Annotated in this window: 21 protein-coding genes and 2 pseudogenes; 8 read left to right on the top strand and 15 right to left on the bottom strand. The window is 60.9% G+C overall.

Annotated features, from left to right (window positions below; translation table 11 throughout):
- Nucleotides 1–10: 10 nt before the first annotated feature.
- Both EDC31_RS10890 and EDC31_RS10885 read right to left on the bottom strand, forming a co-directional pair.
- The gene (locus tag EDC31_RS10890) at nt 11–1,036 is read right to left on the bottom strand and encodes a LacI family DNA-binding transcriptional regulator (protein ID WP_042057710.1); all 1,026 of its coding nucleotides are present in this window, start codon (nt 1,034–1,036) and stop codon (nt 11–13) included.
- 90 nt (nt 1,037–1,126) lie between these two features.
- Nucleotides 1,127–2,035 (bottom strand): AraC family transcriptional regulator, encoded by a 909-nt coding sequence (locus EDC31_RS10885; protein WP_042057712.1) that lies wholly within the window; start codon nt 2,033–2,035, stop codon nt 1,127–1,129.
- Nucleotides 2,036–2,134: 99 nt separating this feature from the next.
- Between EDC31_RS10885 and EDC31_RS10880 the strand changes: the two genes are divergently transcribed.
- Nucleotides 2,135–2,893 carry an SDR family oxidoreductase gene (locus EDC31_RS10880; protein WP_042057709.1) on the top strand — a complete coding sequence of 253 codons (759 nt, stop codon included), beginning with the start codon at nt 2,135–2,137 and terminating at the stop codon, nt 2,891–2,893.
- A gap of 214 nt (nt 2,894–3,107) precedes the next feature.
- Here the strand turns inward: EDC31_RS10880 and EDC31_RS10875 are convergent, their stop codons facing one another.
- The 4 genes from EDC31_RS10875 to EDC31_RS10860 all read right to left on the bottom strand — a co-directional run bounded on the left by EDC31_RS10875 (nt 3,108) and on the right by EDC31_RS10860 (nt 5,356).
- Nucleotides 3,108–3,485 (bottom strand): hypothetical protein, encoded by a 378-nt coding sequence (locus tag EDC31_RS10875; protein WP_132127045.1) that lies wholly within the window; start codon nt 3,483–3,485, stop codon nt 3,108–3,110.
- Nucleotides 3,486–3,580: 95 nt separating this feature from the next.
- Nucleotides 3,581–3,958, bottom strand: a complete 378-nt coding sequence (locus EDC31_RS10870; protein ID WP_132127044.1) for a hypothetical protein — start codon at nt 3,956–3,958, stop codon at nt 3,581–3,583.
- 95 nt (nt 3,959–4,053) lie between these two features.
- A complete protein-coding gene (locus EDC31_RS10865; RefSeq protein WP_132127043.1) occupies nt 4,054–4,431 on the bottom strand; it encodes a hypothetical protein in 378 nt (125 codons plus the stop codon).
- Nucleotides 4,400–5,356, bottom strand: coding sequence for an RNase A-like domain-containing protein (locus EDC31_RS10860; RefSeq protein WP_042061458.1), 957 nt, complete (start codon nt 5,354–5,356; stop codon nt 4,400–4,402). Before EDC31_RS10860 ends, EDC31_RS10865 begins: the two co-directional genes overlap by 32 nt.
- A 383-nt stretch (nt 5,357–5,739) precedes the next feature.
- Here EDC31_RS10860 and EDC31_RS10850 point away from each other — a divergent pair, with 383 nt between their 5' ends.
- Entirely contained in the window at nt 5,740–5,967 is a 228-nt protein-coding gene (locus tag EDC31_RS10850; protein ID WP_042061456.1) for a hypothetical protein, read from the top strand.
- Between the two features lie 369 nt (nt 5,968–6,336).
- Here EDC31_RS10850 and EDC31_RS10845 read toward each other — a convergent pair whose 3' ends face one another.
- Complete coding sequence (locus tag EDC31_RS10845) at nt 6,337–6,804, bottom strand: Rrf2 family transcriptional regulator (RefSeq protein ID WP_042061454.1); 468 nt, start codon at nt 6,802–6,804, stop codon at nt 6,337–6,339.
- 84 nt (nt 6,805–6,888) lie between these two features.
- Here EDC31_RS10845 and hmpA point away from each other — a divergent pair, with 84 nt between their 5' ends.
- The 5 genes from hmpA (at nt 6,889) to EDC31_RS10820 (ending at nt 12,681) form a co-directional block, all read left to right on the top strand.
- Nucleotides 6,889–8,103, top strand: coding sequence for an NO-inducible flavohemoprotein (gene hmpA / locus EDC31_RS10840; RefSeq protein ID WP_042061452.1), 1,215 nt, complete (start codon nt 6,889–6,891; stop codon nt 8,101–8,103).
- 68 nt (nt 8,104–8,171) lie between these two features.
- Entirely contained in the window at nt 8,172–10,514 is a 2,343-nt protein-coding gene (locus tag EDC31_RS10835; RefSeq protein ID WP_042061450.1) for a nitric-oxide reductase large subunit, read from the top strand.
- Nucleotides 10,511–10,921, top strand: a complete 411-nt coding sequence (locus EDC31_RS10830; RefSeq protein ID WP_042061448.1) for a DUF488 domain-containing protein — start codon at nt 10,511–10,513, stop codon at nt 10,919–10,921. Before EDC31_RS10835 ends, EDC31_RS10830 begins: the two co-directional genes overlap by 4 nt.
- Nucleotides 10,918–11,358, top strand: coding sequence for a PAS domain-containing protein (locus EDC31_RS10825; RefSeq protein WP_042061446.1), 441 nt, complete (start codon nt 10,918–10,920; stop codon nt 11,356–11,358). The genes EDC31_RS10830 and EDC31_RS10825 overlap by 4 nt, the downstream gene beginning before the upstream one ends.
- Nucleotides 11,359–11,685: 327 nt before the next feature.
- Nucleotides 11,686–12,681, top strand: a complete 996-nt coding sequence (locus tag EDC31_RS10820; protein WP_042061444.1) for an LLM class flavin-dependent oxidoreductase — start codon at nt 11,686–11,688, stop codon at nt 12,679–12,681.
- A gap of 58 nt (nt 12,682–12,739) precedes the next feature.
- Here EDC31_RS10820 and EDC31_RS17715 read toward each other — a convergent pair.
- From EDC31_RS17715 to katG, 8 genes and pseudogenes are all read right to left on the bottom strand, one after another.
- Nucleotides 12,740–12,872 (bottom strand): annotated as a pseudogene (locus EDC31_RS17715) (integrase core domain-containing protein); the annotation flags it as partial.
- Nucleotides 12,873–13,050: 178 nt separating this feature from the next.
- Nucleotides 13,051–13,338: a GCG_CRPN prefix-to-repeats domain-containing protein gene (locus tag EDC31_RS10815; protein ID WP_207912122.1), complete on the bottom strand. Its 288-nt coding sequence runs from the start codon at nt 13,336–13,338 to the stop codon at nt 13,051–13,053.
- 104 nt (nt 13,339–13,442) lie between these two features.
- Complete coding sequence (locus EDC31_RS10810; RefSeq protein WP_042061442.1) at nt 13,443–13,886, bottom strand: periplasmic heavy metal sensor; 444 nt, start codon at nt 13,884–13,886, stop codon at nt 13,443–13,445.
- Nucleotides 13,887–14,273: a hypothetical protein gene (locus tag EDC31_RS10805; RefSeq protein WP_132127042.1), complete on the bottom strand. Its 387-nt coding sequence runs from the start codon at nt 14,271–14,273 to the stop codon at nt 13,887–13,889. It abuts the gene before it with no gap.
- Nucleotides 14,266–14,820 (bottom strand): RNA polymerase sigma factor, encoded by a 555-nt coding sequence (locus tag EDC31_RS10800; protein ID WP_042061439.1) that lies wholly within the window; start codon nt 14,818–14,820, stop codon nt 14,266–14,268. The genes EDC31_RS10805 and EDC31_RS10800 overlap by 8 nt, the downstream gene beginning before the upstream one ends.
- A 42-nt stretch (nt 14,821–14,862) precedes the next feature.
- Nucleotides 14,863–15,276: an EF-hand domain-containing protein gene (locus EDC31_RS10795; RefSeq protein ID WP_042061438.1), complete on the bottom strand. Its 414-nt coding sequence runs from the start codon at nt 15,274–15,276 to the stop codon at nt 14,863–14,865.
- Nucleotides 15,277–15,606: 330 nt separating this feature from the next.
- Nucleotides 15,607–15,841 (bottom strand): annotated as a pseudogene (locus EDC31_RS10790) (IS5/IS1182 family transposase); the annotation flags it as partial.
- 43 nt (nt 15,842–15,884) lie between these two features.
- Nucleotides 15,885–18,146 carry a catalase/peroxidase HPI gene (gene katG, locus EDC31_RS10785; protein ID WP_042061437.1) on the bottom strand — a complete coding sequence of 754 codons (2,262 nt, stop codon included), beginning with the start codon at nt 18,144–18,146 and terminating at the stop codon, nt 15,885–15,887.
- A 535-nt stretch (nt 18,147–18,681) separates the two neighbouring features.
- Between katG and EDC31_RS10780 the strand changes: the two genes are divergently transcribed.
- Entirely contained in the window at nt 18,682–19,272 is a 591-nt protein-coding gene (locus tag EDC31_RS10780) for a hypothetical protein (protein ID WP_132127041.1), read from the top strand.
- The last annotated feature ends 59 nt before the right edge of the window (nt 19,273–19,331 follow it).

Raw genomic sequence — 19,331 nt, 5'->3', positions numbered from 1 at the left:
TTCCGGCAAGTCAGGAGGTGGGCGCAGTCCGCTTCGTGCTGCGACGAACGATCAGGTCGGCCTCAATGACGCGCCGCTGCGAGATCCGGGCGGCAGGCGCGGAGAAGATTTTCGCCAGGATTTCAGTTGCGGCCTCGACCAGTGCCGCAAGGTTCTGACTGAAAGTTGTCAGTTGATAGGCATGCCATGCCCCTTGCGGGATATTATCATATCCGATCACCATCACGTCTTCCGGACAGGAAAAAACGCCATGATCGCGCAGGGCGTCCAAGGCACCACATGCCATGAGGTCATTGCTGCAGAATAATCCGTCGGGCCGATGATCTTGCCTGAGGTATTCACGAATGGCGGTGAAGCCGCTTTCGTACGTGTCGTCGCCCTGCAATTCGGTGACGATTTTTCCTGTCCCCTGACGGGCGGAAAACGCTTCGAGGAAGCCCCGCCGCCGCTCCCGTGACGCCGCATTTCGGGTCGGCCCGGCCAACCATACGGGTCGAGCGACACCCTGTTCCTGCATGATGTGCGCCGCAAGAGAGCCGGACGCGTAGTTGTTCGACAGGATGGTGGAAATACCGGGCCCTATGATTCGAGAATTGAAGCAAATTGCCGGAATATTGAGCTCAGTCAGAGAACGGGCGGTCTCACGTGTGCCAACGGCCAGGGCAGTAATCACGGCATCCACGCGGTAGCTGGCCAACTGATCTAACGCTGTGTCGAACGTCAGGGCGTCGTCGACATGAACGAGCATGATCTGAAAGCCGGCATCGCGCAATGATATGGTAAGATGCTCGAGAGCAAGCGCATAAAAAGGATTGGACAATCCACCGACGACGACACCGATCATGCCGGAGCGACCCGAAAGCATGATGGCGGGAATGCGGTTGGGACGATAGTTGAGTGCTGCGGCGGCCTCGAAAACCTTGGCGCGCGTTGCCGGAGAAATACTGGCGTTCGAGGAGAAGGCGCGTGATACCGCCGATTGCGAGACGCCCGCATGCCGTGCGACGTCAACGGACGTTATAAGTCGTTTGATCATGATCCGTGGATCATAGCGCGTTTCCAGCCATGGAGGCAGTTTCGGAGCCTCGGAATTCTCCAGTATCCTGGACACGGGACATGACGGCCGTCATTCAGCATCCCCAACCGCCCGAATGTACCGCGTTGGCGACATGCCGACGTGACGGGCAAAGGCGGTGCTGAACGTGCTCGCCGAGCCATAGCCGACCTGCGCGGCGATATGTTCGATCGCCGACTCGCGTGTGCGCAGCCGCCGCTTGGCGAGCGCCATGCGCCATGACAGCAGATATTCCATCGGCGGATGTCCCACGACGCGCGTGAAGCGCGCGAAGAATGCCGAACGCGACATTCCGGCAGCGGCGGCAAGCTCGACGACGGTCCAGCCATGCGCCGGACGCGCATGCATGGACCGCAAGGCCGAGACCAGACGATCATCCGCCAGCCCCCGGGAGAGGCTCGGAATCGACATGACGTCGGCGCCGCACCGAAGGGCCTCGATGAGCAGCACCTCGAGAAGACGTTCCAAAACGACCTCGCGCCCCGGCCGGGACTGACGCGTCTCATCGGCCACCAGTTGCAGCAGAAGCGCGAGCCTCGGTTCGCCACTGGCGACGATCATGGTCGGCAACAGGGAGACGAGCAACGCGGCGTCAGGCGAAGCGAAGCTGCAAATACCGACCTGCATCCTGAGAGTCACCGGCTCGTCGGGCGGCCCGACCCGAAAACGTCCTTCGCCCATCTCCATCGGCACCATGATGATTCCACGGGGCGGCGCATCGATGCTCTCGACGACGTGATCGTTGGTCGAAGGAGACAGCACGAAATCGCCGCTCCGTACGATGACTGGCGGTCGACCGGACGACACGACTCGGCATTCGCCCTCCAGGACCGCGAAAAAAACCGGCTTGCCTTCGACGTTGCGATGGAGGCGCCACCGCCCCGCATATTCGACGAGCTTGGAGTAGCTGGCCGAGGGCTGGAGCAGGGTCACGATCTCGGCAAGCGGGTCAACGGTCATAACAGGACGATCGCCAATGAATTCGAGATGGTCAAGCATAGATGGTCTCGCGGTTCACGGCCATATCTGGATCACCACAAACCAAATCGGAGTGCGCTCATGCCTACCGTTCTCATCACCGGCTGTTCCTCGGGCTTCGGTCTGGAGACCGCGAAGCTGTTCCTCGAGAAAGGCTGGAAGGTCGTCGCGACGATGCGCCGGCCCACGCCCGATATCCTGCCCGTGTCGGATCATCTGACCGTCCTGCCGCTCGACGTCACCGATCCGGCCAGTATCCGGAAAGCGGTCGAGCAAATTGGCGATATCGACGTGCTGGTCAACAATGCGGGGTTCGGCGCGGCCGTGCCGGTCGAACTGATCGAGCCGGACACCGCGCGCGAATTGTTCGAGACCAACACGCTCGGCACGCTGGCGATGATGCAGGCGGTCTTGCCGGCATTCCGCGAACGCCGCGGCGGTACGATCATCAACGTCACGTCGACAGTCACCCTCAAGCCGCTGCCGCTGGTCAGCGTCTATCGGGCGAGCAAGGCGGCGGTGAACGCGCTCACCGAGAGTCTTGCCGTCGAAATGGAGCCGTTTGGCGTGCGTGTGCACATCGTCCTTCCCGGTCGCTCGCCCGAGACGAGCTTCGGCAATAACGCCCTGCCGCATCTGCGCGGCCTGGATAATGCCGACTACAAGCCGATGATCGAGGGCATGATCGCGAACTTTCGCGAGGAAAGTGGTCCGATCACCCATGCTGTCGATGTGGCGGCGGCGGTCTGGCGGGCAGCCACCGATCCGGGCGCACCGCTCAAAATTGCAGCCGGTGAAGACGCTGTGCAGTGGATGGCCGAGGCCGAACACTGGACGTGATACGGTTTTGTGCCGGTATGTGTTCTTGTCAAGCGGCTTTGGCCTCGAAAGCGATTGGGCTGATGCATATCGAGACTGAACTCCCGCTCGGTTACGCCAGCAAGCGCGGGCATTTCAGCAAAACCGAGATCACAGATCGTCTGGCCGAATTGCCAGGAACCTGTCGCCATGCGTGTGCCTGTCTGTCCGAACCGTTCGGGAGAAGCGATCGAGATCAGGCGCTCCTGTGCTCCTGCACTTCGGGGTCGTTTTCGAAGGCGCGCAGGACCGCCTCCCAGAACGCTCTGTACGTCGGATATCGGCCCCAGTTCGGAGGCTCCTCGACATCAGCCGTCGGGTCGATCGAGTTCAGAACTCCGGTCTGAGTGAGGCGGTCAATCTCCTCGTCGGTGAAGGACAGGAGCTTGTGTAGTTCCTGAATTGTCTGCTGTTTGAATTCGATATTACGCCCTCTTGGCCCGTCCTGAATGGCTTCATCCAGCGTGTCGCCGCACATGTCGGCATCCTCGCCCAAGGAACTGGCGCCCAGATTGGTGAGTCGGGGAAACTCGTTCCAGATGTCATCGTGGGAAAAATTTGACGGCGAAAACATGGTAGATCATCCTGTTATGTTCAATGTTCCTTATTGTGACCCTGATAACCGACATCGCTCATCGCGGCGGATGACAGTGACAGGGGCGACCGAGATCAGGCGCTCCTGTGCTCCTGCACTTCGGGGTCGTTTTCGAAGGCGCGCAGGACCGCCTCCCAGAACGCTCTGTACGTCGGATATCGGCCCCAGTTCGGAGGCTCCTCGACATCAGCCGTCGGGTCGATCGAGAGCAGAACCCATGTCTGGGTGATCCGGTCGATCTCCTCGTCGGTGAAGGACAGGAGCTTGTGTAGTTCCTGAATTGTCTGCTGTTTGAATTCGATATTACGCCCTCTTGGCCCGTCCTGAATGGCTTCATCCAGCGTGTCGCCGCACATGTCGGCATCCTCGCCCAAGGAACTGGCGCCCAGATTGGTGAGTCGGGGAAACTCGTTCCAGATGTCATCGTGGGAAAAATTTGACGGCGAAAACATGGTAGATCATCCTGTTATGTTCAATGTTCCTTATTGTGACCCTGATAACCGACATCGCTCATCGCGGCGGATGACAGTGACAGGGGCGACCGAGATCAGGCGCTCCTGTGCTCCTGCACTTCGGGGTCGTTTTCGAAGGCGCGCAGGACCGCCTCCCAGAACGCTCTGTATGTCGGATACCGGCCCCAGTTCGGAGGCTCCTCGACATCAGCCGTCGGGTCGATCGAGTTCAGAGCCCATGTCCGGGTGATCCGGTCGATGTCCTCGTCGGTGAAGGACAGGAGCTTGTGTAGTTCTTCGATCGTTTGCAGGTTGAACTGGAGATCGTGGCAGTTCACCCCCTCCTGAATGGCCTCGTCCAGTGTGTCGCCGTACATGTCGGCGTCCTCGCCTAAAGGGCCGGCCCCTAAATCAGACAGCCTCGGAAACTCGTTCCGGATGTCATCGTGGGAAAAGTTTGACGGTGAAAACATGGTAGATCATTCCGTTATGTTCAGTGTTCCTGATTGTGACCTCAACTCGCCGCGCTTCCTTTCTTACCCGATCGGCTTGCTGGATGACGACAGTCCCGCGTCCTGAAATATGAGTCGTAATATTGAATTTTACCTCTTTTTCGGCCGTTTCGAGCCAGCGATCGATCAGATGGGCATTATCCTGCAAAACCTGATGGATGACTCGCTCGGCCTCGTGTTTCGAAGTGAAGAAAGATACGAGGGGTTGCTTCCCTTTCGTGAAGCGTCGTTCGATATACTCCTCGGTCGGGGTGACATGTTTCTGCAGGACGTGGCCGCCTGCTTTGCGGTTATGGGGAGGCGCCTCATGATCGGCGAGGTTCAGGCGGCTCTGCCGATGTGGCAAGATCAGGTTCCTGTTGGCCGGCTGCCCGAACGCCGGGGCAGGCTGGTGGAAATGCTCCGGGTGGATGTCGCTGTGCTCGAAGATGAGATGATGCGCATCGGCCGAGGCGACCCGGATGGCGCGCGTCGCCGCGAACGCCCCGACCATGTGAAGGATGCCGATGGGGACGATCGCATCGGCGGTCGCCCCCGCCATGTCGGCCACGATCGGTGAGGCATGGGCCATGAGAGCGGCGGCGCGTGCCGCCCGCTCGGTCATCGTCGGCGAAGCCTGGCCGGTGTTCCAGGCGCGGTTTCCTGAGGCGATCATGTCCATCCCGTGTGCGACGAGCGCGGCCCCGCCGATCTTGCTGAGGATCGGGTCCGGATCGGCGAGCAGCGCGGTGCCCCCGGCCATTTCGGCCGCTCCGAAGCCGGTTCGCGCGAGCCCGTCGAGGCGGATGACGGTCTCCTGACTGGGGAAATGACGCCTGACGACGCTGAGCAGGTGATGTGCGCTCATGACGAAGGTGAGGGCGGGATGCTGATCCGTTTCGGACATGGACTATCCTGTGACGCGGACACAAAAAAAGCCCGCCGGTGAGGGCGAGCTTTGCGTGTCGTATAGTGGGCCGACGCCCGACATGGGGTCGGAATGGATGCGAGCTTAAATTGTGAAAAGCGGTGGGTTAAGCCGATTTGGTTTCGACTATATCATAGTAATAACAGAAAACGCGTGATTTGACCAGTCGAATGAGTGTGTCGTAGGAGCGGGCCGGCTCGCTGCCGGTTTTGCAGCCAATCAAACGCAACACCAGATGTCCGGGACGAAGACGCACGTGGCACGTCTGCTTTCGCGGAGCGGTCGCCGGACGCACCTTAAAAATGTCGCGTTTGGAATCGACAAGGCGTTTCCGTCTCTCGCACTGCCACTGAGGCCATCGAATGTCCAGGTTCCGAACCGGAAGCCTCGTGCTTGCCGTCCTCTGCACGACCTGCCTCGACGCCACCCGTCTGAGCTGGACGATCTGGAGTTACAAGGCGACGGACCGGGAGGGGACGCCGAATTTCTGGGGCTATGTCGAGCGGCTCGCCTACGGGAGTCATGCCCCTGATCACTTTGATATCTTTCAGACGCATCATTTGGTGGCACGCACTCCCTTCCAAGACTGACGTCGGGCTGGGAAAGCAGTCTGTTTCTTGCGAATTGGATCAGGAAACTCGGAGGGTCTCCTCATTCGATCCGCGCCCCAAGGCCAGTGTGCCTCGGAAAGCAATCAGGCGGGCGGGAAAACATTCAAAAAATCTGTAGAACCAAAAAATATGTTCATTTTTGTAGAAAAAGCCGCCCTTTGAAAATTGGACAAGCGAGCGGTCTCCAGACGCTGGGGAAGATCAAGCGTTGGTATTGGACGCTCAAAAAGCGCACGGTTTTCAAGCATTTCGAAACCGGGGACAACTGCGTGCTTTCTGCCGGAAGCTCGTCTCCCGGCGCTATGCCGGGCGGTTGCGGCCGGATTCTACACTTCCGATCACACTCACTTACCGACCGGTAAGAGTGAACGATTGAGAGTTTTCATCTTTCGTCAATCGATTGATTTCAAATGCCGTAATCACGTCCGCCAAGGTATGGTCGTTTAGAACCGCCATCATCGCCCGTCTCGCCTGAATCAGGACGTTCTGCAGGCGGCAGGCGGGCATCAGCTTGCAGAGGGTCGCCGCCGCGCCGTTTTCCATGCATGCGAGCAGAGCCATGTTTTCTTCGAAATAGCACACGACGTCGCCGATCACGATTTCGTCTGCCGCACGTCCCAGCCGCAGCCCGCCGTTACGGCCGCGCAGGGTTTCAGCAAAGCCTCCCTGGCCCAGTTTATGGACGACCTTGACCATATGCGCCTCGGATATCCCGTACGCCCCGGCGATTTCGCGAATGGAGCAGAGTCGTTCGGTCCGGACGCCCAGATAGATCAACGCGCGCAGGGCATAGTCGGTTTGCAACGTCAGTTTCATGGCCCGTTAAAGATGCACCATCTTGACAGGTTTTCCAATACGTTCGAAAAGATGTGCGGAACGTAAACCTTAAAGGAGGACTCGATGTCCGCCCCTCTCGACGACAGGACACGCGCGATCATCTCCGCGACCGTCCCCGCGCTGAAGGCGCACGGAACGGCGATTACGACGGAAATGTACAAGCGCCTGCTCTCCACTCCGGCCATCCGCGACCTGTTCAACCTCTCCCATCAGCAGGATGGCGAGCAGCCCAAGGCGCTGGCGCTGGCCGTGCTGTGCTATGCCGAGCATATCAACGATCTCGGCGCGCTCGGCGGCATGGTCGAGCGGATCGCCGAGAAGCATGTCGGCCTCAATATCCTGCCCGAGCATTATCCCTACGTGGCCGAGGCGTTGCTCGGCGCGATCGGCCACGTCCTCGGGGATGCCGCGACGCCGGAGATCGCCGAGGCATGGGGCAAAGCCTATTGGTTCCTGGCGGATATCCTCATCGGTCGCGAGAAGCAGATTTACGAGGAGCATGAAGACGCACCGGGCGGCTGGGCCGGCTGGCGCGCTTTCCGCGTCCGCTCCCGTCATAACGAGACGTCGACAATCGCCTCCTTCGAGCTGGCTCCCGTCGATGGCGGCGCTCTCTTCCGCCACAAGGCCGGGCAGTATCTCAGCTTCAAGCTGGATGTTCCCGGTCACGGCTCCCAGCGCCGGAACTACAGCATCTCCTCAGCGCCCGGCGCGGATCACTATCGCATCAGCGTGCGGCGGCAGGACGACGGCGTTGTCTCGACGTGGTTGCATGACACCGTCAAAGTGGGAGACCAACTCCAGGTCGCCAATCCCGCCGGAGATTTTTTCCTTGATGAGTCGAGTGAATTGCCTGTCGTCTTCCTGACCGCCGGCGTCGGTCTCACGCCGGTGATATCGATGCTTGGCGCACTCGCCCAGACATCTTCGAGCCGCAAGATTCGCTACGTTCACGGGGCGGATACCACGGCGCTGGCGGCTTTCCGCCCGGAAATCGAGGCGCTCGTCGACCGGGGCGTTCTGACGGCGGATTTCTTCTATGCGAAAGAGAATGCTCCCGTTGGGCGTCGCGGCGTGGCCGCGCATGCGGGGCGGGTCACGGCCGCCTGGGTGACGGAGAACCTCGACCGTTCCGCCACTTATTACGTCTGCGGGCCGGATTCCTTCATGAGGGATATGGTCGACGCGCTGAGGGCCGAGAAACTGGCGCCTGAGCAGATCCGCTACGAGTTCTTCGGGTCCGCCTCCGATCCCGCTCTCGTTCTTTCCGCCGCCTGACTCTTTTTTGGCACTCACCGTGCGAGGGATCGCACTCCCTCGCACGACCATATCTGGAGCTTCGTGCGATGTCGGACTCATCCTCCATCGTCAGGCCGGCCGCGGATCCGATCAGTACCGTCCTGAAATGGATTCTTCTCGCGACCGGCGTTCTCACCGCAGCGCTTCTCATCTGGACCACGGCAGCGACCTACAGGGGCGCGCCTCCCCAGCCGGGGACGTTCGTCTCGGCCGAGGGCGTCGTTCTCATGACGGACGCGGATATCGTTTCGGGCGAGAGTGGCTTCCAGAAAGCCGACCTGATGGATTATGGCAGCCTCTACGGCATGGGCTCCTATTATGGCGAGGATTACACCGCCTCGATCATGAAGCGGCTGGCGCTCGCCACGCGCGACAACATTGCGAGCGCGAGCGACCACGCGGCGTTCGCAAGCCTTCCTGCGGAACGGCAGGACGCCATCACGGCGAAAATGCGCAGCGACCTTCATCATCTCGATCTGACCGCGCCGACGGTGACGGTGCCGGACGAGCTTGCGGCGGCGATCGTATCCATCCGCGCGGCGACCGCGAACGGTCTGCTCCATCCAGATCGCAAGGTCGGCTGGACCGCGGCGGAGAGCCTCTCGCCCGCGCTTGCGGACAAGACGGCCGATTTCTTGATCTATTCGGCCCTGACGACGGTCGCCTGGCGCCCCGGCACAGAGTATTCATGGACGCAGAACTGGCCTTACGAACCATTGGTGGGTAACGCGCCGACGGGCGAGACCTTCATCTGGACATGGGCCAGCTTCGGCTTCGTCTTCCTGGCTTTCGGCGTGGTGCTGTTCATCTATGAATTTTGGCTTGACGACGCGGATACGGAGGTGAGGGATGCCGAGCTTCTCGTCGTTCATCCGCTGACGCCGAGTCAGAAGAAAGTCTGGAAGTATTTCCTTCTGGTTGCGGTGCTCCTGCTGGTACAGATCCTCGTCGGCTCCATCATGGCGCATCTGTATTACGATCGGACGAGTTTCTACGGGTTCGACATCAATCGCTACGTTCCGTTCAATGTCATGCGCGATCTCCATATTCAGGCGCCGATCGTCTGGATCGGGCTGTCGTGGATCGGCGCGGCGCTGTTCCTCGCGCCGGTCATCGCCGGCGGAAAGGAGGCCAGAGGTCAGGGCTGGCTCGTGGACGCGTTGTTCTGGACGACGGTCTTTGTGGTGGTGTGCGGTCTGGCGGGGAATTATCTCGGCGTTCTGGGTGTGATCGACGGGAACTGGTTCTGGTTCGGAAATCAGGGGCGATCCTATATCCAGCTCGGCCGCTTCTGGCAGATCGGCTTCTTTGCGGGCCTGGCCCTGTGGAGCGTCCTCGTCATGCGCGCTCTGTGGCCATCGGTTTCGCTATGGACCCGCGCGGCGCGTGATTTCTGGTCCGGTCACATTCGGCTCGAACATCTCATCTGGGCGTCGACCGTCAATGTCGCCGTGCTGTATGCCTGCGGCATGATTCCGCTGACGGGCATCGAGAAATCCTTCACGATTTCGGATTTCTGGCGCTGGTGGGTCGTCCACCTCTGGGTGGAACAGTCCTTCGAATTCTTCGCCGCGGCGATGACCGCCTGGACGTTGATGGCCACGGGCCTGATCTCGCGCCGTCTTGCCGAACGGGGCATGTATTTCGAAGTCATCCTGATCTTTCTGGGCGGCGTGATCGGCACCGGGCATCATCTCTACTGGGCGGGCGCGCCGAGCCTGTGGATTCCGTTCGGCACGATGTTTTCCTTCATTGAGGTGCTTCCGCTCGTACTGCTCGTCATGGAGGGAATCAGCCACTATCGGATGATCAAGGGGCGCGAGGATTTCCGCTACCGGCTCGGCACCATCTACGTCATCGGCGCGGCGTTCTGGAACTTCGTCGGAGCCGGCGTCTATGGGGGCGGTCTGCTGAATGCGCCGCTGGTGAACTATTATGAGCACGGTACGTTCCTGACGCTCAATCATGCACATTCGTCCCTTTTCGGCGCTTTCGGGGAACTGGCGATCGGCCTGATCTATTTCTGCCTGCGTTACCTTCATGCCGAAGAGTCCCGCTTCTCCGAGCGCGCCGGCCTGTGGGCGTTCTGGCTCTACAACACGGGGCTGGTCCTGTGGACGGTGCTGAACTTCTTCCCGATCGGCTGGCCTCAACTGCTCGCGGTTTACGAGCATGGTTATGCTTACGCCCGCAGTGCCGCATTCTACGACAAGACCCTCTTCTGGCAATGGATGCGGTTGCCGGGCGACGTCGTCTTCGCAGCCGGCGCGCTGATCATGGCGTGGGACTTCTTCGTCAAGCTCGCGCCGGTCTATCCGGGCTGGATGCGGCGGCTCGTCCCCGGCGCGAAGGCGCGGGCCGCGAGCCGCGCGACGGGGAGCGCATCATGACGGTGAAGCATGACATTCCGGATGTGAGGCTCAAGCGTGTCTATGATGCGGCCACGCCCGACGACGGCCTGCGCGTGCTGGTGGACCGGCTCTGGCCGCGCGGGCTGCGCAAAACCGATATGAAGATGGATCTGTGGCTGAAGGATGTGGCCCCGAGCCCGGGTCTGCGTCAGTGGTTCGGTCATGATCCGGCGCATTGGGACGAGTTCCGGCTGCGATACCGTCAGGAGCTTTCAAGCGGAAATGCCGAGATTGCCCGCCTTGTGGAGTTCGCACGGAACGGCAGGGTCACGCTTCTTTATGCGGCGCACGACCCTCTCCATAATCATGCGCTCGTTCTTCGGGATTTTCTGTGCGATTCCGCGCCCGTACCCGCTCCGGACCATAAACGGAAGGGCCTGTCATGACGCAACCGGTCGATTTTTCCTTACGCCTCGCTCAGGCATTGCTTGGAACACGCGCCGATGCGATCCTCGCCGCCGATCCGGAAGGGATCATCCGGTTCTGGAATCCCGGCGCGATAAGGATCTTCGGTTTCGCGGAAGATCAGGCGATCGGTCGATCACTCGATATCATCATTCCTGAAAAACTGCGGGCGCGGCACTGGGAAGGATGGAAACGGGTGGTTCAGACCAGCAGAAGTCGTTATGCGGCAGATCAGATGCTTTCCGTCCCCGCGATGACATCCGACGGCCGCCGCATATCGGTCGAGTTCACCATCCTGATCCTGCACGATCAGGATGGCGGGATCGTAGGCATAGGTGCCATCCTGCGCGACGTCACAGCCCGTTTCAACGAACTGCGTGATCTGCGCACCAAGGTTGCTGGCGCGCGGGCTGGCTGACCGGATTGTCCGCCGTCAGGGCGTTTCCCACCTCCCGGCGTAATCGGGAGTATGTCGGCGAGCGCCTTGCGATGGAACTACGACATGTCGTCCTTTAACCGCTGATCTTGGGGCTGAGGGTTTTGCTTTCTGACTGTCTGTGCTGATCGTTTTCTTTGTCCGTGACATGGAAAAGGGGCAGCCGATCATTGAAAATGTGGCGCGCACACGCCTTTGTGCGACGCCCTGAAGCCGAATCTTCGCGATTTTCTATGCTTTCATAGGCACTCTGGTATGGCGCGGTGACGACCCCACATAATAATCCGGCGAACAGGAAAGGGGCCCCGCATGATTCCGCTTTCAATTCTCGATCTTGCGTTCATCAATGAAGGCAGTTCGGCTGCAGATGCGCTGCATCGCAGCGCGGACCTTGCTCTGCACGCAGAAAGTCTGGGGTTTCGCCGTTTCTGGCTGGCTGAACATCATGCAATGCCGGGTATTGCTTCGGCAGCGACCGCTGTGGCTATCGGTTATGTTGCGGGGGCGACGAAAACCATTCGGGTGGGGGCAGGTGGCATCATGCTGCCCAACCACGCACCGCTCGCCGTCGCCGAATCGTTCGGAACACTGGAGTCCCTTTATCCCGGACGGATCGATCTTGGACTGGGACGTGCTCCCGGCTCAGATCAGGCGACCATGCGGGCGTTGAGGCGTGATCCCGGCTCCGCCGATCGTTTTCCGCAGGATGTGGCCGAACTCCTGCATTATTTCGAGGAGGCTCAACCGGGTCAGACGGTCTTTGCCGTGCCGGGAGCCGGATTGAGTGTGCCGGTCTGGCTACTGGGGTCCTCCCTGTTTTCCGCGCATCTGGCGGCGATCATGGGCCTGCCGTTTGCATTCGCCAGTCATTTCGCACCGGATCTGATGGAAGACGCCCTTGTGCTTTATCGCCAGCGTTTTGAACCTTCGGAACGTCTTCAGAAGCCTTATGCGATGTTGGCCGTCAATGCGGTTATCGGAGAAACGCCCGCTGAGGCGCAGCATGCAGCCACCTCACTCGAGCAGCATTTTATTGCATTGCGCCGTGGACGTCCGACACAGTTCCCGGCACCGCGATCTGTCTCATGGAATGAACAGGAGCGAGCTCTCATTGATCGGACCCTCCGCTATACATTCACAGGAACGGCTGATGTCGTCGCGGCCGGCATTTCCTCTTTCATAAAACAGCATCAGCCCGACGAACTCATGATTGGCGCGCCCCTCTTCTCACAGGCAGCGAGGCGGGCAACCCTTACCGGGGTCGCGCAGAGGCTGATGGAACGTCAGTCAGTGGAGGTTTCGTGATTCCATCACCATGATGATCGGATCGGATGAGCGGCCGCCAGGGGGGGCGGCTTGATTGTTAGTGCATGACTGCCTCTTTGCCATGGCCGGCCTCCGGGGTCCGCGGGTGGTAACCGAGACTGCTGTGAGGGCGCACAGTATTGTAATGGCACCCGCCACGCTTCGATCAGCACCCTGGCCTCGGCGAGGCTAATGCCATTGCTCATGGCAAGATGCTATTTTCCGGCTGCCGCTAAATAAAGTGTCGATCGCATATGGGCGCGACAAAAATATCCTCGGGTAAAGGTGGCCGATCCGAAGCGCCCCTGAAAGACGGTCGAGTCCAGGGGCGGTTCGCTCAGGCACCGGGTTTGGAAAGGACTTGCGACATCAGCGGTAACGCCAGCCGCCGTGCCACCGATAGCGATGCCACCAGTAGCGATGGCCGTCCCACCAGCCGCGACCACGATAATAGACCCCGATCGCCGGTGGAGGCCGAGCGACAACCAGCGGCCCGGGCGGGGCGGCGACCACGACTGGCGGCGGGGGGCGATTGGGATCACATCTGCCATACGGGCCGCGATGCCACCCGATCCCGCATCCCTGCGCCGCATATGACGTCGGCGCGCAGCCCGCCAACGCACCCGCCATGATCGCAACGAGGGACGCTGCTCTCACGATGCCGCTTTGCTTCATAAAGATCCTCCCATGGTTTCCGCCATCGCATCCAATGCGACAACTCTGTTGTTTAGACGTGTCGACGCGTCGTTTCCGTCGCGCGTTCATGGCGAGGATGCGGCGCCTTTGCGTTCCATGTTCTCGGCGACCCTGGCGCGATCGGCGGCCGGCAAGGTGACGATGAAGGCGCTTGCACGATCCTCGATGAAGGCGCGCAAGGCCATGTCTGCGGTCCGCAGCCGGGCGAGGGCGGCCGCAAGGGCACGCGGGTCCACGTCGCGAGATTGCAAAAGATCGGCGGTTTCCTGCCGTGCCTGCCGGTCGGCGCGGATAAGCGGCCAGGCATCCTGACGCGCCATGCGGAGCGTTCGGTGGAAGGCATCCCGCTCGGTTTTCGGCAATTCGGAACCGGCGATATGCATCGCACCCGCCCGCAGGCGGACACGCCCCGCGTGCAGCGTGGCGACGCCTGCGATCACCCCGACGATCAGAAAAATATTGATCAGGATGGAAATGGCGCAGACGACCCGGGACGAACGAAAAATCATCTACTTCTCCTGAACGACAAGACTGCCAAAAGCGGTGTCCTCGGTCGCGTGATATCCTGCGGGATCGGCCTCCACGACGAGGACGCCCGCCACGGCCCCAGCCAGCGCGCTTGCCAGACCGACCGCCGACCACCACACCCGGATGCGACGGCGCAGCGGGCGGAGATGGCCAGCCATGATCGCCTCGCGCAAAGACGCGTCCGGAGGCGCGACCGCCCATTGATCGAGCAGGTCGTCGAGCGCCGCCGCCCGTGCCAGAAACGCCGCCGCTTCCGGCGTGTCGGCCATCTCCCGGCCGGCGTCGCGCTCGGCCTGCGGCCAGCGGGCAAGTGCGCCATAAGTCTCCGCCAGTTCGGCGAAACGTGCGAGAGACAATGGTTCAGTCATGACGTCTTTCCTCCCCGGTGAGACTGTGTCGCAAGGTACGTCGACCGCGGGAAAGCAGGCTTTCCAGAGCCTCGACGCTGACAGACATGATAGTCGCGGCTTCGATATTGGACATCTCCTGGTAATGGACGAGGATAATCGCCAGCTTTTGACGTTCCGGCAGAGACGCTATCGCCGTTGCGACGGACCGCGCGCCGGCCGCCGCCTCCATCCGGGCCTGTGCGTCCGGGGTCGGATCGGGAAGATCGGGCGGTTCCGCGATCAGTGTCTCACGACGCCGGCGGATCCGGTCCCGGCACAGGTTGAGGGTCACCGTGTGCAACCAGGTGTCGAAGCGCGCCGTTCCGGCACGCCAGCGGCCCGCATGGCGCCAGACGCGGAGAAAGACCTCCTGGGCGACGTCCTCGGCATCACTCCGTTCGCCCAGAACCCGTGTTGCGAAGGCGAGGACGCGCGGCAACCTGGCAGCCACAAGCCGCCGCGCTGCCCGTTCGTCCCCCTGAGCGACCTGCCGGAGAAGTTCCACATCAGGATCTCGGACCTCCATCAGGCGGTTTCGTCCGCATGGCCCATGTTGGGGCGCAAAGGATCAGGGCCCGACCGTTGCCGGTTCGGCACGCGCACTGGCGCCCTTTGCCGGATGTCGTTCGTCCGGTTCCAGAACGCCGTCGCCATTCCGGTCGAGATGCTGAAAACGCTGTGCGAAATAGGCCTGCGCCTCGTTCCGATCCACAAACCCGTCGTGATTGGCATCCATCTGCTGGAACAGACGAGCGACCTTATGCTTGCCGCGACCAGACGCTTCCAGTTCCGAAAGACTGACCTTCCCGTCGCCGTCCTTGTCGGCCGCCATGAAATGATCCACGTGATGGGCGATAAACTGTGCGCTCGTAACGCCCTGTGCGGGCGCGGCAGTCGCGGAGCCGGGGAGCGATTGCGCCGCTGCCGGTATGGCAAACAGCGTGACGGCAAGGAGTGGGGAAGCGCGAAAGACAGGTGTCATGATGGCCTCTTCGTCACTGACTTACCTCCTTGCACGGTCATGAACACATTTTCCGTCGCGGCGTGGTGCCCGTTTCCGCAGCATGCGGAAAAAAGAACAGGGAACGCCTCCTGCCGACGTCGATCAGTCTTTCGGACGCACGATCGCATGCTCAGGCCGCAAATCGGGACCGGTCCTTTTCATATTGCGGTTTTTCTCATGTTCTCCGGTGCAGGCGGCCGCGTCGGCGGCGCACCGGAAACCGATATGGCTTGCGGCACTCTGCGGCGTGCTGGCACGGCTTTGTTGCACAATTCGTTAATTGAGCGTGTTGAGCGCCGGGATTGTCTATTATTTACCTGACGGCGTGTGTGAGCGGGTTCCGGGCGTTGTAAATCGATTGAGGATGGCGATACGGACGAGAAGTTCGGCGATCTGACGGTCGAAATCCCGTGCCGTCAGACGCTGCCCGAGACGCTTGATACCGTGCATTTTCGTCTCGACGCGGCTTCGACGATGGTATCTGCTCCCATCGTCTCCAGATCGACCGCCCAAAACGCTCTGAAGCGCGCAGGGCTACACTCCTGTGATCCCGTCGCCGGCACGGCGACGGGATATTGCGATCGGCCTCAGCGCTGAAGATCGAAGCGATCGAGCGTCATGACCTTGGTCCAGGCCTTTACGAAATCGCTGTAGAACTTCTGCTGCGAGTCCGCGGAGGCATAGGCCTCGGCGGTGGCGCGCAGTTCGGAGTTCGCGCCGAACACCAGATCGACATCCGTCGCCGTCCAGCGTTTCGCGCCGGTCTTGCGGTCGAAGCCCTCATAAACACCCTGCTGATCGGCCGCCTTCTCCCAGCGCGTGTCCATGCTCAGGACATTGACGAGGAAGTCGTTGGTCAGTTGGCCCGGACGGTTGGTGAGAACACCGTTCGGAGAGTGACCGGCATTGACATCGAGCGAGCGCATGCCACCGAGGAGAACCGTCATCTCCGGGATCGTGAGATCGAGCGTGCTGGCACGATCGACCAGCGCTTCAGTCGGCGACTTTTCGTCCGGCACGCTGCGGTAGTAGTTACGGAACGCGTCCGCGGTCGGCTCAAGCACGGCGAAGGAAGCGACGTCCGTCTGCGCCTGCGTCGCGTCGACGCGGCCCGGAGCAAAGGGAACGTGGATGGTCACACCGGCCTGATGTGCCGCCGCTTCGAGACCGACATTGCCTGCCAGAACGATCACATCGGCAAGGGAAACCTGACGTCCGCCATGCTGGCCCGCGTTGAAGTGATCCTTCACAGCTTTGAGTTTGGCCAGAACGCCCTTCAGTTCCTCCGGATCGTTCACGGCCCAGTTGTCTTGAGGCTCCAGAGCGACGCGGGCACCATTGGCGCCGCCGCGATGGTCCGTCGTGCGGTGCGAGGCCGCGGCCGCCCATGCCGTCTTGATCATCTCTCGGTTCGACAGGCCGGACGCGGCGATGGCAGACTTCAGGATCGCAATATCCGCCTGATTGATCTGCGCGTATTCTGCCTTCGGCAGGGGATCCTGCCAGAGGAACGTCTGCGACGGCATTTCAGACCCGAAATAGCGCGATTGCGGCCCCATGTCGCGCACGACGAGCTTGAACCAGGCGCGCGCGAACGCATCGGCGAACTCTTTTGGGTTCTTGGCCCAGCGCTCGATGATGGCGCGATAGGCGGGGTCCGTCTTTAGGGCGATATCGGTGGTGAACATCATCAGCGGGTGCATTTTTGCACGGTTGGTCGGTTCGCTCGCATCGGGAACGACGTTCGCCGCATTCTTGGGCACCCACTGCGTGGCCCCTGCCGGACTCTTCGTCTGGACCCAGTCATAAGCCAGCAGATTGACGAGATACTGACTGGTGAAGTGGATCGGATCGGACGACCATGCGCCTTCGAGGCCGCTGGTGATCGCGTCCGTCGCCTTCAACGGGCTCTTGACGCAGTTGTTCTTCCAGCCGAGACCCTGCTGCTCGACCGGGGCGGCTTCCGGCGCCGGGCCGACGCAGCTTGACGGGGCCGCGCCATGAGCCTTGCCGAAGGTGTGGCCGCCGGCGATCAGCGCGACCGTCTCTTCGTCGTCCATCGCCATGCGACCGAATGCGAGGCGGATCATCTTGGCCGCCGCAGCCGGATCGGGAACGCCGCCGGGCCCTTCGGGGTTGACGTAGATCAGCCCCTTGTTCGTGGCGCCCAGCGGCTTTTCGAGGTGCGCCTCGCCGTGCGCATCGAACTTGCCTTGAATGGCGGACTTGCTCGGGAAAAACGTCGTGCCTGGCCCCCAATAGACCAGTTCGGATTGCCAGTCGTCCGGGCGTCCGCCCACGAAGCCGAGCGTCTTGAACCCCATGGAGGTCAGCGCGACATCACCCGTCAGAACGATCAGATCGCCCCATGAGAGTTTTTCGCCATATTTCTGCTTCACCGGCCACAGCAGGCGCCGCGCCTTGTCCAGACTCGCGTTGTCGGGCCAGCTATTGAGCTCGGCGAAACGCTGTTGCGCGCCTTCCTCTCCGCCACGTCCATCGAGAGTGCGATAGGTTCCCGCGTTATGCCACGCCATACGAATGAAGAACGGTCCATAATTGCCGTAATCCGCCGGCCACCAGTCCTGCGACGTGGTAATGACCTTGAGGATATCCGCGCGGACTTCGGCGAGGTTCAGCGTCGAAAACTTCTTGTGATACTCGCGCTGGTAGTCGGCGCCATAAGGATTTGACTCCACATTATGAAAACGGAGTGGCCCCAGATCGAGGCTCGTGGGCCAGTAAAACTGGTTCGGTTTTTCGATTCCATCTGCGAGCGCGTGAGGGCTCACCGAACCAAGGATCGTTCCGCATAGTATAAATGCAACGACCTTTCTCTTTTTTGTCATGTGTACTACTCCGGAAGCAGGTTGGGCACCATTATTTCTCATTCAATGATGCCTGTTGGGGAGTTATCCATATCCGATAGTACGGAATTGTAATATCAGTTTTATTTTATGTCTCTTATAGGTATTCCCCACTCTCCGGCCTCCTGGTCTTCTGAGACTCCCGATAAGCACGTGAGGAATGTGCGGAAATGTCAGGATGACGAACGATCTGAAGATCGAGGCAAAACGGCCTGGGCATGGCGGCCGGATGTCGCGTCGCCGAAAGAAGGAGGCGGTGCGCCGGCTTCTGCGGGAGGGTCTGGGCGAAATTGCGGGTCGCGTGTGGCGCAGGGCGTTGCCGCGATCGACTCGCAATTCCACTCACGCATGCTGTCCAATAAACAGCAGCATCCATACACATCGTCACGTCACGTGGCCAAATTCTGTGACAGAGCCGCGGAAAAGGATTGGCCGTCCTGGCTGGTGTAGATTGACAAAACTAAACGATAATTTATTCCTGCTTACGTTGTGATACGCTTCGCAAGGATAAGTCATAGTGCCCGACCCGACGATACTTGTTCCAGCAGGCCTGGCGCCTGACTCCGCCGGCACACACCTCCTGCCCCCAGTGCCCGGCACCCAGACGCACCTCTCCGGCCTCGTCGCGTCGTCTTCCTCATCCCCGTCGTCCGACCCCTACTTGGCGCTTCTCGCGGGTGGCAGTGGAACATCGGTGACGCCACGCCATGCCGAATACGATTATCAGGCCCACTCCACCGATCTGCGGACTTTGATGGCGCTGTTCACGCCGGCAGCCTCTGCCGCGACCATGACGATGCCGCCCGTCCCGGGCACAGGCGGGACGGCGATGCCCGGCATGCGGTTCCTGTCATCCGATACGGCGATCATGACGACGCCGGCGAACGCGGCCATCCTTGCCAGCATCGCCGCGGCGATAACGGACGAGGCGGCGGACGCTGGGCAAAACACCGCGCCGGATGCGAAAAGTCAGGAAATGGGCGCCTACCCCGTAGCGCCTTCCGGCCAGTCCGGACAGGGTACTGCGGGCGTCCAGCCGCATGCCGCCGTCGTTTTGGATTATGAGGAAAACGGGTTCTTCCGCACTTTTCGTGATGATGTTTTTTGATTATGCGGGCTGAAGGACACGCGCCCTGAGGAGTTCGAAGCCTGCTCTTCCGAACATGG

Source organism: Acidomonas methanolica, from assembly GCF_004346035.1.
Classification (GTDB): domain Bacteria; phylum Pseudomonadota; class Alphaproteobacteria; order Acetobacterales; family Acetobacteraceae; genus Acidomonas; species Acidomonas methanolica.
This window is presented reverse-complemented; position numbering and strand designations above follow the sequence as displayed.